This window comes from Niallia sp. RD1 (assembly GCF_024219955.1).
GTDB classification, from domain to species: Bacteria; Bacillota; Bacilli; order Bacillales; family Cytobacillaceae; genus Niallia; species Niallia alba.
In genome coordinates, this window is the sequence record NZ_CP100420.1 from 1,899,495 (window position 1) to 1,914,226 (window position 14,732).

8 protein-coding genes, 1 rRNA gene and 2 riboswitches are annotated in these 14,732 nt (G+C 37.6%); of the genes, 6 read left to right on the forward strand and 3 right to left on the reverse strand.

The genetic code is table 11. The features are described from left to right. Positions 1-9 precede the first annotated feature (9 nt). Positions 10-111, forward strand: a riboswitch (purine riboswitch). 235 nt (positions 112-346) lie between these two features. Further along, positions 347-1,897 carry a glutamine-hydrolyzing GMP synthase gene (guaA, locus tag NKG37_RS09090; protein WP_061801241.1) on the forward strand — a complete coding sequence of 517 codons (1,551 nt, stop codon included), beginning with the start codon at positions 347-349 and terminating at the stop codon, positions 1,895-1,897. 225 nt (positions 1,898-2,122) lie between these two features. On the opposite strand, the gene NKG37_RS09095 is transcribed toward guaA, so the two are convergent. The 3 genes from NKG37_RS09095 to NKG37_RS09105 all read right to left on the reverse strand — a co-directional run bounded on the left by NKG37_RS09095 (position 2,123) and on the right by NKG37_RS09105 (position 4,653). Next, complete coding sequence (locus tag NKG37_RS09095; protein WP_047943384.1) at positions 2,123-2,926, reverse strand: sulfite exporter TauE/SafE family protein; 804 nt, start codon at positions 2,924-2,926, stop codon at positions 2,123-2,125. A 263-nt stretch (positions 2,927-3,189) separates the two neighbouring features. Continuing rightward, positions 3,190-4,011: a pyruvate, water dikinase regulatory protein gene (locus tag NKG37_RS09100; protein ID WP_047943385.1), complete on the reverse strand. Its 822-nt coding sequence runs from the start codon at positions 4,009-4,011 to the stop codon at positions 3,190-3,192. A 12-nt stretch (positions 4,012-4,023) separates the two neighbouring features. Then, positions 4,024-4,653, reverse strand: coding sequence for a CBS domain-containing protein (locus NKG37_RS09105; RefSeq protein WP_047943386.1), 630 nt, complete (start codon positions 4,651-4,653; stop codon positions 4,024-4,026). A gap of 191 nt (positions 4,654-4,844) precedes the next feature. On the opposite strand from NKG37_RS09105, the gene ppdK reads away from it, so the two are divergent. The 5 genes from ppdK (at position 4,845) to NKG37_RS09130 (ending at position 14,408) form a co-directional block, all read left to right on the forward strand. Beyond that, the gene (gene ppdK, locus NKG37_RS09110) at positions 4,845-7,454 is read left to right on the forward strand and encodes a pyruvate, phosphate dikinase (protein WP_047943387.1); all 2,610 of its coding nucleotides are present in this window, start codon (positions 4,845-4,847) and stop codon (positions 7,452-7,454) included. 93 nt (positions 7,455-7,547) lie between these two features. Continuing rightward, positions 7,548-7,650: riboswitch (purine riboswitch) on the forward strand. A gap of 144 nt (positions 7,651-7,794) precedes the next feature. Continuing rightward, positions 7,795-9,123 carry an NCS2 family permease gene (locus tag NKG37_RS09115; RefSeq protein ID WP_101728860.1) on the forward strand — a complete coding sequence of 443 codons (1,329 nt, stop codon included), beginning with the start codon at positions 7,795-7,797 and terminating at the stop codon, positions 9,121-9,123. A 148-nt stretch (positions 9,124-9,271) separates the two neighbouring features. Then, positions 9,272-10,114, forward strand: coding sequence for a glucose PTS transporter transcription antiterminator GlcT (locus tag NKG37_RS09120; RefSeq protein WP_016203980.1), 843 nt, complete (start codon positions 9,272-9,274; stop codon positions 10,112-10,114). Between the two features lie 189 nt (positions 10,115-10,303). Further along, positions 10,304-12,367 carry a glucose-specific PTS transporter subunit IIBC gene (gene ptsG / locus NKG37_RS09125; RefSeq protein WP_016203979.1) on the forward strand — a complete coding sequence of 688 codons (2,064 nt, stop codon included), beginning with the start codon at positions 10,304-10,306 and terminating at the stop codon, positions 12,365-12,367. Between the two features lie 493 nt (positions 12,368-12,860). Continuing rightward, positions 12,861-14,408, forward strand: a 16S ribosomal RNA gene (locus NKG37_RS09130). Positions 14,409-14,732: the final 324 nt, after the last annotated feature.

The window sequence follows — 14,732 nt, forward strand, 5'->3', positions numbered from 1 at the left end:
TACAATATTCACATCTATATATAATTCCTTCATATATCCTCGATGATATGGTTCGAGAGTCTCTACCGGGTCGCCTTAAATGATCTGACTATGAAGGCAGATAAGTCTTTGGATTATTTAGCTTATATGAAGAAACCAAAAAGACTAGAATTCTGCCTTCGTTTTTATTTGAGGCGGATTCTAGTCTTTTTTTGTGGTTACATTATAAAAGTTGGTTGATTGAATTCAAATCAGCACTTTTGTAAAAAAACAGAATCTAATTTAGAGAAAAGATAAGCATGAATAATGAAGGTATTTGGAAATAGTAAGAAGAGAAATTCAAATAGAGTAGTTGGGGTGAATAGGAATGGGGAAAGCGCATATAGAAGGTCAAGAAATGATCGTTGTCCTAGATTTTGGTAGTCAATATAATCAATTGATTACAAGAAGAATAAGAGAATTTGGAGTATATAGTGAGTTGCATCCACATACCATTACAGCTGAAGAGATTAAGGAATTAAGCCCTTCAGGAATCATTTTCTCAGGCGGCCCTAATAGTGTATACGACGAAAATGCATTTGGCGTAGATGAGAAAATATTCGATTTAGGACTTCCTATTTTCGGTATTTGTTATGGGATGCAATTGATGACCCAGCATTTTGCCGGAAAAGTGGAAAAAGCAAAGCATCGTGAATATGGAAAAGCAGCAATTAATATTGAAAACAACTCTAAATTATTTGCTGACCTTCCAACAGAACAAATCGTTTGGATGAGCCATGGTGATTTAGTTGTTGAAGCACCTGCTGGATTTACAATTGATGCAACGAGCGCTTCTTGTCCGATTGCTTCGATGAGTAATGAAGAAAAAGGATTATATGCTGTTCAATTCCACCCAGAAGTTCGTCACTCTGTATATGGAAATGAATTATTGAAAAACTTTGTGTTCGGTGTTTGTGGCTGCAAAGGTGACTGGTCAATGGAGAACTTCATTGAAATTGAAATGGAAAAAATTCGCCAGACGGTCGGCGACAAAAAAGTTCTTTGTGCCCTAAGTGGTGGAGTAGATTCTTCTGTTGTTGCTGTGTTGATTCATAAAGCTATTGGTGATCAATTAACCTGTATATTCGTAGACCATGGACTTCTTCGCAAAGGCGAAGCGGAAGGAGTAATGAAGACTTTCACAGAAGGCTTTAATATGAACGTCATTAAAGTAGATGCGAAAGAACGCTTTATGTCTAAGCTAGAGGGCGTAAGTGACCCTGAGAAAAAACGTAAAATTATCGGAAATGAATTCATCTATGTGTTTGATGATGAAGCAGCAAAATTAGAAGGAATTGATTTCTTAGCACAAGGTACTCTTTACACAGATATTATTGAAAGTGGTACAGCTACTGCACAAACCATTAAGTCCCATCATAATGTAGGCGGACTTCCTGAAGACATGCAATTCCAATTAATTGAACCTTTAAATACGCTATTTAAAGATGAAGTACGTGCTCTAGGTTCTGAGTTAGGAATAGCTGATGATATCGTTTGGAGACAGCCATTCCCTGGCCCTGGTTTAGGGATTCGTGTATTAGGTGCTATTACAGAAGAAAAACTAGAAATCGTCCGTGAATCAGATGCCATTTTACGCGAAGAAATTAAAAAAGCTGGCTTAGAACGCGATGTATGGCAATACTTTACTGTCCTTCCTGATATCCGCAGTGTTGGAGTAATGGGAGATGCGCGTACGTATGATTATACAATCGGAATTCGCGCAGTTACTTCTATCGATGGAATGACATCTGACTGGGCAAGACTGCCATGGGATGTACTAGAAGTGATTTCTACAAGAATCGTTAATGAAGTAGCCCATATTAACCGCGTCGTGTATGACATTACTAGTAAGCCACCTGCGACGATTGAGTGGGAGTAAGAATACAACTTAATTTGAAGAGGGAACACCGATTTATAAGGGTTTAACCTTGTTAAAAATGGTCAAATACCATATAAAATAATATGGTTCCCTGCCAAAAACCCTACCAAGAAAAAATTTTGGTAGGGAATTTTGCTTTTTCATTGAATTTTGGTAGGGAACATTTTCTGTAGATAACTTGGTTATATTATAATAAATATCTCTATGTATAATGTTATTCCGTAATTAGCTTATAATCATCATAATGACCACAATAAGCAGAAGAATTAAGTATATTTTGGAAAAGAGTTTGTCAGATAACTTTTGAGCCCAAGACCTTCCAATAGGTACGCCAACAAAACCACCGATTGTAAACCCGATTAGCGCAGGTAGGTATATAAACCCTAGAGTTGATGAAGGCATTGTATCTATCTGCCTTCCTGTAATTAAATAAGTAAAGGTTCCAACGATAGCAATTGGCAGACCTAATGGGGTAGCTAGAGCTACAGAATGTATCATACGCATACCTCTATTTCTAAGGTAAGGAATTGTCATGGTACTTCCGCCAATACCTAACAAGGTTGAAAGAAATCCAATGCCTATTCCAATAAAAGATGCTGAACTTTGCTTAGGCATATGAAATGATTGGTCATCAATCTCTCTGGTGAATGATTTTTTGAAAATGTTTGAAACCAAAACGTAAATTAAGAGACCAATGAACGCAAACCTAAGGAAATCGCTATCAATATAGACTGCAAGCATACCACCTATTAAAGAACCTATTGAAATATACCCTACTAATAGTTTGAAGACTGACCATGTCACATTGCCTTTTTTCGCATGATTATATGTTGAATTGAATGAATTAATAATCATAACTGCTAATGACGTACCAATAGCTGTATGCATTAAATATTCGCTTGGAATCGAATCTGGTAAAAATGCAAATAGGATAGGAACTACTACGAATCCACCCCCAAAGCCAAACATACTTGATAGAATTCCAATAATAACACCGATTAATGCAAACATTAAAAATGATAATTCCACTAAAAATCATCCCTCTTTACTTATATTAATTAAAAATCGTTCTTAGTATCAATATAATGGTACCATACTACAAAGAGATGCTGGGCTAATTCAAGCTGTTTGTACATTTATTGAATTTCTTGAGAAAAGAAGGTGGAAATATAGAGGAATAAGAATAAGTACTGGTATGCAATATTGCTTTATCGGAAAAAACGGATCATTATTTCATGCAATTGAATACTCAAGAATGCGTTGATTCAAAAAGAAGTAAGTATCCACCGGCTCTACCAGTGGATACTTACTTCTTTTAGATGTTTTTCTACTAGATAAGCTGTTTCCTCAATTGATTTATCTGTTACATCAATCACATAGGCGTTATGCTTTTTAAATACTTGCTTTGAATACTCTAACTCTTCATAAATTCTTTCTAAATTTGTATAACTAGATGAGTGACTCAACCCTAAAGAATCTAAGCGATTACTTCTGATTCTGGATAGGTTTTCTGGATTACAAATCAAGCCGATTATCTTCTGTCCCTCTACCTCCTCTAAAATGGAAGGTAAGGGAACTTCAGGTATAAGTGGTAAATTCGATACCTTATACCCTTTATTGGCTAAATACATACTCAATGGAGTCTTGGAAGTACGAGAAACACCGAGTATTACAGCATCAGATTGAAGAAATCCTTGTGGGTTCTTTCCATCATCATATTTTACTGCAAATTCGATTGCTGCTATTTTATTAAAATATTCTGTATCTAGCTTATGTACAATACCAGGTTCTTCTATTGGGGTAGAACCTGTTTTAGATTTAATAATCTCAAAAAAGGGATTCATTAAATCCAAGTAATGTAACTTTGTTCGATTGCTGAAATCTTTAGCGACATTAGCTAAATGGTTATCAACTAATGTGCTAACTACTACTGCATCATCTTTTACCGCGTCATTTAATATATCAACTAACTCTTCTTCCTTGTTAACAAAAGAAAAACGGTAGCTGTTGTTGAATACTAAATCTGGAAATTGAGCAGTAACGGCTGCTAATAATTTTTGTGATGTTTCCCCTATTGAATCAGAAATGGTATATACAATGATTTCATTTTTCATAAAAAATCTCCTCTATCCATTTAATTCTGCCTTTCTTGCCTGTTGAATAATGAAATTTAATATTCTAGTTTTAGTGATTTTCCCAATCACTTTTCTTTCATTTTCATCATCCACAACAGGTAATGAGTCCACCTCAAAATCTTGAAGAATACTTGCCGCTTCTAAGATGTCCATGTCTTTTTTACAAACTTTAATATGAGGTACGCGAGTCATACAGACCGCTACAGGTGTCTGATCTATATTCGTATTTAATGAGGCTCTTAATAAGTCCTTTCTTGATAAAACCCCTAATAAAAGTTTTTCTTCTCCAGTGACATATAATGAACCTACATCATACATAAATAAAGTTGTTATAGCATCTCGAATGGAAGTATCTTGATTAACCATTAACGGCGGCATCATTATCTCATTTACTTTTGTATTAAAAGTTTTAAAATAGAAAAATTTTTCTAAATCTGATCCCGAATAGGTGTACCCAATTTTGGGGGTAGCTTGTAAGATTCCGACAAGCGTTAAAAAAGATAAATCTGATCGCAGGGTGGCTCTAGATACATCCAATAAATCAGACACTTTTTCTCCACTTACAGGTTGATATTCTTTTACTATTTTAATAATTTTTTCTTGTCTTTCACTTAGTTTCATTATTATCTCCCAAAAAATAGATAGTTTAATTAGATAATAGGATTATCATCATTATGCATCTATTATACATCGATAATTTAATTATTCAACTTTAATATGTGTGTTATTTTTCGTATTGACAACTATATATGTGTCATATTAAAGTGTAAATAAAGTTAATGTGATACATATTTGAAATATGGAGGTAGACGATGGCAAAGTTGATTTATTTTTTCGAGGAAGGCAGTAGTAAAGACAAAGGATTATTAGGCGGCAAAGGGGCAAATTTAGCTGAAATGACTCGTTTAGGTTTACCAGTGCCAGCAGGGTTTACGATTACAACGGAAAGCTGTATGAAGTATCTAGAAGAACCATCCTTTTTTGAAGATTGGTTAAAAAAGGATGTTTTGGAAGCGGTTATAAAATTAGAGGCAGAGACGAAAAAGTCTTTTACAGGTGATGAAAATATTTTATTAGTTTCTGTAAGAAGTGGCGCAGCTTTTTCCATGCCAGGTATGATGGATACGATTCTTAACTTAGGATTAAATGATCTACGAGTTCAATCTTTAGCTCGATTAACTAGTATGGATTTTGCATTTGATTGTTATCGAAGATTATTGCAAATGTTTGGTGAAGTAGTATATGGCATAAATAAGGATAAATTTAATATACGACTCCAAAAAATGGAAAAACACTTTAGCAAAACAGCTGCAGATTTTCAAGAAAAGGAACATTTGCAAGTAATTGAGTCCTTTAAAGAGCTATATATAGAAAACGAGAGGGTCTTTCCACAAAATCCAATAGATCAATTATTGGAAGCTGCTAAAGCTGTTTTTAAATCATGGAATAATCATCGAGCAAAGGTTTATCGCGAATTACATGAAATTCCTCATCATTTAGGAACGGCAGTAAATATTCAATCAATGGTTTTTGGGAATAGCGGAAATGAAAGCGGTACAGGTGTTGTGTTTACAAGGAATCCTGCCACTGGCGAAAATAAATTGTTTGGTGAATTTCTGCTAAATGCTCAAGGGGAAGATGTGGTAGCGGGTATCCGTACACCAGAATCTATCGAAGCATTACAGCAAGTCCTTCCGGAAGCATATGCAGATTTTAAAAGATATGCCAATATACTAGAACAGCATTATAAAGATATGCAAGATATTGAATTCACGATTGAAAATGGGAAATTATTTATTCTGCAGACAAGAAACGGAAAGCGGACGGCTAAAGCGACACTGCGAATTGCGTTGGATTTAGTTAAGGAAGGATTAATTACAAAGAGTGAAGCCTTATTACGTATTTCACCTGGAACGATTGATCAGCTAATCCATCCTATTTTTGATCCGCAGGCTATTCAAAACGTCGAATTACTGGCAGAAGGTTTACCGGCCAGTCCTGGCGCAGCTACCGGCGCCATTGTTTTTACTTCGGAAAAAGCTAAAGAATGTCATGCACTTGGCCAGAAAGTAATTCTTGTGCGACAAGAAACTTCACCCGAAGATATTGAGGGTATGATTGTCAGCGAGGCTATCGTTACAAGTCGAGGAGGAATGACTTCGCATGCAGCAGTTGTTGCCCGAGGAATGGGAACTTGCTGTATAACAGGATGTGAAGCATTAACTGTCAATGAAGAATTGAAAACAATCACTTGTGGAGAAAGGATTCTGACGGAAGGTGACCTTCTCTCTGTAGATGGTACTGCTGGTAAATTGTACTTGGGCGAAGTCCCTACTGTTGTAGCGGAAAACGACCAGAATTTAGAGCTTCTTCTTTCTTGGGCTGATGAATATGCTGATTTACAAGTACGCGCGAATGCTGAGACAGTTCAAGATTTAACAACGGCTATCGAGTTTGGAGCATCTGGTATAGGTTTAGCGAGAACGGAGCATATGTTCTTTGGTGAAGAACGAGTGCTGGAAATGCGTCGTTTGATATTAGCGGAGAATAAAGAAGAAATCAGAGAAGCATTAGACAAATTGCTGGCCTTCCAACAAGAAGATTTTTACCAGATGTTTCAAGTTGTTGAAGATAAACGAATGGTCATTCGCTTACTAGATCCGCCTATGCATGAATTTCTGCCTAGTGACCTAAATGAAATGAAGCAGTTAGCGGTAAAGTTAAATAAACATCCATCGATTGTTGAAGAGCAAATTAAGAGGCTGCAAGAAACGAATCCAATGTTAGGCCATCGTGGCTGTCGTCTAGGAATAACAGAACCACAAATTTATCAAATGCAAGTAAAGGCTATCTTCCATAGCGCAATCCAGTTAACAAAAGAAGGATATACTGTCTTTCCTGAAATTATGATTCCTCTTGTGGCAGAAAAAGAAGAACTGGCCTATGTGAGGGCATTTTTAATAGAAACAATTGAAAGTATCTTTGTTAATCATCAAATGGAGCCTTTTCCGTATGAAATCGGAACAATGATTGAATTACCACGTGCCTGTATAATAGCTGATCAACTTGCTCAAGAAGCCGATTTTTTTAGTTTCGGTACAAATGATCTTACACAAATGACATATGGTTTTTCTAGAGATGATATTGGGAAATTTATTCATTCATACAAAGAGAAGAATGTTATGGTGAATGATCCTTTTCAAACTCTCGATCAAAATGGAGTAGGGGAATTAATTAAATTAGCAGTAACGAAAGCACGACAGACTAAAGAAAACTTGATGATTGGTATTTGTGGAGAGGTTGGCGGAGATCCTAAATCGATAGCTTTCTTCCGAAATATTGGTATCGACTATGTTTCTTGTTCACCATATCGTATTCCTGCTGCTCGCTTAGCTGTTGCCCATGCAAGTATAAATAAATAAATATTTGTTAGAAAGCGAACGATTATTAATTTTTAATTATAATTGTTCGCTTTTTGTATTGACGAGTATTCGTCAAGCTGATAAACTGGATTTACAACTGAAAAAGATTTTACTCGTATAATATTGGGGAATACGGCCCGAAAGTTTCTACCGAGCTACCGTAAATAGCTTGACTACGAGGTAAGTGTGTATATAGGGAATATTTATGAAATCATTTATATTTTATTAAGTAATTTTCCCTTCCTATATAGCACAAACCCTTAGTCAACGCTCCTTAATCGTAGGAGTGTTTTTTTTGTTTTAGTAGATTATTAAAACATGCATGAGAGGGGAAAGATCAATGAAGAAGTTTTTCAAGTTTGAAGAACTAGGCACAAATTACCGCAGAGAATTTTTAGGTGGTTTCACTACATTCCTTGCGATGGCTTATATTTTAGCAGTAAATCCATTTACATTAACATTAGGGGACGTTGCAGATCTTCCTGATGCGTTGCGTATGGATTATGGAGCAGTGTTTGTAGCGACAGCACTTGCTGCAGCAGTAGGATCTCTTATTATGGGTATTTTCGCTAACTATCCAATCGCATTAGCTCCAGGTTTAGGTCTGAATGCCTATTTTGCTTATACCGTTGTATTAACACAAGGACATCCATGGCAATATGCGTTAGCAGCAGTATTTATTTCCAGTGTGTTTTTCTTACTATTAACAATCTCTGGACTTCGCGAAAAATTAATTAATGCTATTCCAGTTGAATTAAAACTTGCGGTAGGCGCAGGTATTGGGTTATTTATCACATTTATCGGATTGCAAAACTCTCAAATCATTGTTGATAATCCAGCGACGCTTGTACATATTGGTGATTTAACCAATCCAAGCACATTGCTAGCGATTTTCGGTATTTTTATTACGATTATTTTAATGGTTAGAGGAATTCATGGTGGTGTATTCTATGGAATGATCATCACAGCAGTAGTTGGAATGATCTTCGGTGTAATCGATACTCCATCTAAAGTCGTTTCAGCTGTACCAAGTATTGAGCCAACATTTGGTGCGTTATTCTCAGCGCTTGGTGATCCAGGATTTTATACACAAAGCATGTTAGTAGTTATTTTAACGTTCTTATTTGTTGATTTCTTTGATAATGCAGGTACATTGGTGGCTGTGGCAAATCAGGCTGGTCTTATGAAAGATAATAAACTACCAAGAGCAGGAAAAGCATTATTCGCAGATTCAATTGCATCTATGGTAGGTTCTATATTCGGTACATCTACAACAACTTCTTATATTGAATCATCCGCAGGGGTTGCGGCAGGAGCTCGTACTGGCTTCGCGGCAGTGGTTACAGCAGGATTTTTCTTACTATCGTTGTTCTTCTTCCCGTTATTGGAAGTTGTAACGTCTGCTGTTACAACGCCGGCTTTAGTTGTAGTAGGTATATTGATGGTTTCATCCCTTGGAAAAATCGATTGGACTAAGTTTGAAGTAGCGGTTCCAGCGTTCTTGACAATTATAGCAATGCCTTTAACATACAGTATTGCAACAGGGATCGCTGTAGGATTTATCTTCTATCCGATTGTGATGATTGTAAAAGGACGTATTAAGGATATTAATCCAATTATGTACGTATTCTTTGTTATTTTTGCTCTGTACTTTATTTTCTTACAATAGACATTCTTGTTAAATCGGATCAATATCTTTTAAAAAGGAAAGGGATATCCATTTTTGGATGTCCTTTTTCTTATTTTTTCGTTGACTTACTATAAAGACTTTAATAACATTGAGTTACCGAGAAGTCTGTTGAAGTGGGGAAATAAGTATGCCTAATTTACTAATAAAGAAAGCGCTGAATAATAATGTACTCATTGGAGACCATCCATCCTATGGAGAAGTAGTGCTTATAGGAAAAGGAATAGGCTTTAATCAGAAAAGCGGAGATTATATTGATATGAATATTGTGGAGAAGCTATTTGTCTTAAAGGATGAAAAAGAGCAATCTAATTACCTGAAGCTTCTTCCTCAAGTGGATAATGAGTTGCTAGATGTAATAGTTTCATCTATAGAACTGATTAAAAACAAGACGAATGCAAAGCTGAATGAGCATATCCATATAGCGTTAACGGATCATATTGTGTTCGCTGCATCCCGCATTACGAACGGGCTTGTATTAAATAATCCGTTTCTGATTGAAACAAAGGCGTTGTACCCGTTTGAATACACAATCGCAGAAGAGGTTGTGAATTTAATCGGAGAACAAACAGGGCTTCAATTACCAGTAGGTGAAATCGGTTTCATCGCTTTGCATATTCATAGTGCAATGATGAACAAAAGTTTGTCAGAAGTCAATCAGCATTCACAGTTAGTTACACATCTTGTGAATTTAATAGAAGAACAACTAGAAATAAAAATTAATAAAGATAGTATCGATTATATGCGCCTTGTTAGACATTTGCGTTTCGCGATTGAACGTGTCAATACAGGAGAAAAAGTAGAAGAACCAGAAAAAATAACTTTGCTATTGAAGAATGAATATCCCCTATGCTATAATCTTGCTTGGAAGCTCATAAAAGTAATGCAACAAGTACTTAAAAAGCCAGTCTTTCAAGCAGAAGCAGTATATCTGACGATGCATCTGCAAAGACTTCAGAAAAAAGTTAAATAATAGCAATTATTAATAAACGTGTTACTGATCCGATCAGGCATGAGTTAAAAAGATGATTGATTTAAAAGTTTTAGGGTAACCTACCCTTGAAGGTTTATTTCAATCTCTATTTACTCATGCCTTTTTGTTTTTTATCCTTGATTGAGAACACTTTTTGAGCCGAAAAAAATAACTTAGGAGGCTGACAAAATGTTTAAAAAGATTTTTGGTGTTTTACAAAAAGTTGGTAAAGCACTTATGTTGCCAGTTGCGCTTTTACCTGCAGCGGGGATACTTCTTGCACTAGGTGCAGCGCTTAAAAACCCTGCGCTATTAGATTTAGCTCCATTTCTAGATAATAGTGGAGTAGCAATGGTAGCATCGATTATGCAAAATGCTGGAGATATTGTTTTCGCAAACTTACCAGTATTGTTTGCGGTTGGGGTAGCTGTTGGATTAGCTGGCGGTGAAGGTGTTGCTGGTCTAGCCGCTATCATCGGGTACCTAATTATGAATGTAACGATGGGTACTGCTTTAGGATTAACAGCTGAAGACGTTAATGGATTAAATTATGCTAGCATCTTAGGAGTTCCTACGCTTGCTACTGGAGTTTTCGGTGGTATTATCGTAGGTCTAATAGCTGCTGGAATGTATAATAAATTCTTTGAAATTGAATTGCCATCTTATTTAGGTTTCTTTGCTGGTAAACGATTTGTACCAATTATTACAGCGGCAACTGCTGTGATTTTAGGATTAGTAATGATTATTGTTTGGCCACCAATTCAAAATGCTTTAAATGCATTTTCACAAAATATGGTGCATGCAAACTTAACGCTTTCTGCGTTTATTTTTGGAGTAATTGAACGTTCTTTAATTCCGTTTGGATTACATCACATTTTCTACTCACCATTCTGGTATGAATTTGGTTCATATGTAAATGCGGCTGGTGACACTATTCGTGGAGATCAACGTATTTTTATGGAACAAATTAAAGATGGAGCAGAATTAACTGCAGGTACATTTATGACTGGTAAATTCCCATTCATGATGTTTGGATTACCTGCGGCGGCTCTTGCTATATATCATGAAGCTCGTCCTGAGAAAAAAGTAATCGTTGGTGGGTTAATGGCATCAGCGGCATTAACTTCTTTCTTAACAGGTATTACTGAGCCGTTAGAATTCTCATTCTTATTTGTGGCTCCAGTATTGTTTGGAATTCACGCTGTATTTGCAGGTTTATCTTTTATGACAATGCAGTTATTAAATGTAAAAGTAGGTATGACATTCTCAGGTGGTTTAATCGACTATGTGTTATTTGGTTTAATTAATCCACAGACAAATGCATGGATTATTATTCCTGTAGGTTTAGTGTTTGCTGTTATCTACTATTTCGGTTTCCGTTTTGCGATTCGTAAATTTAACCTGAAAACACCAGGTAGAGAAGATGAAACAGAAGAAAGTGAAAGTGGTGTAGCAGGAACAACTAGTGATCTTCCATACGAAGTATTAGAAGCAATGGGTGGACAAGATAATATTGCGCATTTAGATGCTTGTATTACTCGTCTTCGTGTATCTGTTAATGATATTAAATCCGTTGATAAGAATCGATTGAAAAAACTAGGTGCTGCTGGAGTGCTTGAAGTTGGTAATAATATTCAAGCTATCTTCGGTCCTCGTTCAGAGACGATCAAAGGTCAAATGAGAGATATTATGAGTGGGAAAAGACCACGTCCTGCTGCTCAGCCTTCTATGGAGAAAGAAGTACAAGAACAAATTGAAGATGTAAATCCAAGTGCTTTACAAAGTAATGTAACTGGCGAAGATTCTTTTGTTGCTCCAATCAAAGGGGAATTAGTAGCTATTACAGATGTACCTGACGCTGTATTTGCAGGTAAAATGATGGGAGACGGTTTTGCAATTATTCCTTCAGACGGAACAGTAGTATCTCCGGTTGATGGGAAAATTGTTAACTTATTCCCAACAAAACATGCTCTTGGAATTTTGGCTGAAAACGGTCGTGAAATTCTAATTCACTTTGGTATTGATACAGTTAAATTAAAAGGGGAAGGTTTCGAAACACTTGTTTCAGAAAATGATCAAGTTAAACAAGGACAACCTCTGTTGAAAGTGAATCTTGACTATATTAAAGAAAATGCAACAGCAACTATTACACCAGTTGTGTTTACGAACTTAGCTGAAGGTGAAGCTGTACAAATCAATAAACTTGGTAAAGTTGAACTTAAAGAGGAAGATGTAATAACGATTACTAAGTAATAGAATATATAGAAAGAACTCGGTCTCATGATCGAGTTTTTTCTATATTATAAGTAGAAATGAAAAGTTTAGATGATGGTGTTCAAGACGTTGCTTTAACTAATGATCCGTATAGGTCACTTTATTGGAATAATATATAGGAGTAAGAATAAACCAGAAGTAAATAGTCATATCAACAGGTTGCTCTTGATTTCTATTTTTTTGTTTAATTATTATTGACGAAAGTACTGATAGCTGTTATTATATAAAAACAGCCTTACAAGAACCTATTGATTCATTTGATTAATAGTGAAAGAAAAATTATATTAAAAAAGTAATTGACTTATTTAATATAGGCTGGTATGATATAAAAGTTGCCTCTAATAAGCAACAAACAAATTGCTCTTTGAAAACTGAACAAACAAACGTCAACAATAATCGTTTTATAACGAACGTTATAGAACAAAAACAAGTAACAAAAAAGCTAGAGTTTAGCAATGAGCTAATCAACTCTTTATTGGAGAGTTTGATCCTGGCTCAGGACGAACGCTGGCGGCGTGCCTAATACATGCAAGTCGAGCGGACTTTAAAAGCTTGCTTTTAAAGTTAGCGGCGGACGGGTGAGTAACACGTGGGCAACCTGCCTGTAAGACTGGGATAACTTCGGGAAACCGGAGCTAATACCGGATAATCCTTTTCCTCTCATGAGGAAAAGCTGAAAGACGGTTTCGGCTGTCACTTACAGATGGGCCCGCGGCGCATTAGCTAGTTGGTGAGGTAAAGGCTCACCAAGGCAACGATGCGTAGCCGACCTGAGAGGGTGATCGGCCACACTGGGACTGAGACACGGCCCAGACTCCTACGGGAGGCAGCAGTAGGGAATCTTCCGCAATGGACGAAAGTCTGACGGAGCAACGCCGCGTGAGTGATGAAGGTTTTCGGATCGTAAAGCTCTGTTGTTAGGGAAGAACAAGTACAAGAGTAACTGCTTGTACCTTGACGGTACCTAACCAGAAAGCCACGGCTAACTACGTGCCAGCAGCCGCGGTAATACGTAGGTGGCAAGCGTTGTCCGGAATTATTGGGCGTAAAGCGCGCGCAGGCGGTCCTTTAAGTCTGATGTGAAAGCCCACGGCTCAACCGTGGAGGGTCATTGGAAACTGGGGGACTTGAGTGCAGAAGAGAAGAGTGGAATTCCACGTGTAGCGGTGAAATGCGTAGAGATGTGGAGGAACACCAGTGGCGAAGGCGACTCTTTGGTCTGTAACTGACGCTGAGGCGCGAAAGCGTGGGGAGCAAACAGGATTAGATACCCTGGTAGTCCACGCCGTAAACGATGAGTGCTAAGTGTTAGAGGGTTTCCGCCCTTTAGTGCTGCAGCAAACGCATTAAGCACTCCGCCTGGGGAGTACGGCCGCAAGGCTGAAACTCAAAGGAATTGACGGGGGCCCGCACAAGCGGTGGAGCATGTGGTTTAATTCGAAGCAACGCGAAGAACCTTACCAGGTCTTGACATCCTCTGACACTCCTAGAGATAGGACGTTCCCCTTCGGGGGACAGAGTGACAGGTGGTGCATGGTTGTCGTCAGCTCGTGTCGTGAGATGTTGGGTTAAGTCCCGCAACGAGCGCAACCCTTGATCTTAGTTGCCAGCATTAAGTTGGGCACTCTAAGGTGACTGCCGGTGACAAACCGGAGGAAGGTGGGGATGACGTCAAATCATCATGCCCCTTATGACCTGGGCTACACACGTGCTACAATGGATGGTACAAAGGGCAGCAAAACCGCGAGGTCGAGCAAATCCCATAAAACCATTCTCAGTTCGGATTGTAGGCTGCAACTCGCCTACATGAAGCTGGAATCGCTAGTAATCGCGGATCAGCATGCCGCGGTGAATACGTTCCCGGGCCTTGTACACACCGCCCGTCACACCACGAGAGTTTGTAACACCCGAAGTCGGTGGGGTAACCTTTTGGAGCCAGCCGCCTAAGGTGGGATAGATGATTGGGGTGAAGTCGTAACAAGGTAGCCGTATCGGAAGGTGCGGCTGGATCACCTCCTTTCTAAGGAAAATGGAATTTACATTCCATCATAGATTGTTGACGATTTGTTGTTCAGTTTTGAGGGAGCAATTAATTCCTCAAAACAGTAAGAAGTTTGAGGGTAAAGAGAAACGAGTAGATCAAGGAAGCGCCTGAGTGAGCACCGGAGCGTACGACAGTACGTGAGGAGCAGAGCAAAGAAGCTGACGAAGAGATGCGAAGTTTATCTTTAGCCGAAATTGTTCCTTGAAAACTAGATTATGAATAGTAAAAACAAGAAAGAAACCGAGTAATCGCCATCTTAGATTCTCTATGTTAGAGAATTATTTCTTTGAAAAGTAATCG

What these genes read in the sequence shown, in the direction of transcription:
- ptsG (WP_016203979.1), top strand. Translation starts at nt 10,304, where the DNA reads ATGTTTAAAAAGATTTTTGGTGTTTTACAAAAAGTTGGTAAAGCACTT.
- NKG37_RS09105 (WP_047943386.1), bottom strand. Translation starts at nt 4,653, where the DNA reads ATGAAACTAAGTGAAAGACAAGAAAAAATTATTAAAATAGTAAAAGAA.
- NKG37_RS09115 (WP_101728860.1), top strand. Translation starts at nt 7,795, where the DNA reads ATGAAGAAGTTTTTCAAGTTTGAAGAACTAGGCACAAATTACCGCAGA.
- NKG37_RS09120 (WP_016203980.1), top strand. Translation starts at nt 9,272, where the DNA reads ATGCCTAATTTACTAATAAAGAAAGCGCTGAATAATAATGTACTCATT.
- NKG37_RS09100 (WP_047943385.1), bottom strand. Translation starts at nt 4,011, where the DNA reads ATGAAAAATGAAATCATTGTATATACCATTTCTGATTCAATAGGGGAA.
- ppdK (WP_047943387.1), top strand. Translation starts at nt 4,845, where the DNA reads ATGGCAAAGTTGATTTATTTTTTCGAGGAAGGCAGTAGTAAAGACAAA.
- guaA (WP_061801241.1), top strand. Translation starts at nt 347, where the DNA reads ATGGGGAAAGCGCATATAGAAGGTCAAGAAATGATCGTTGTCCTAGAT.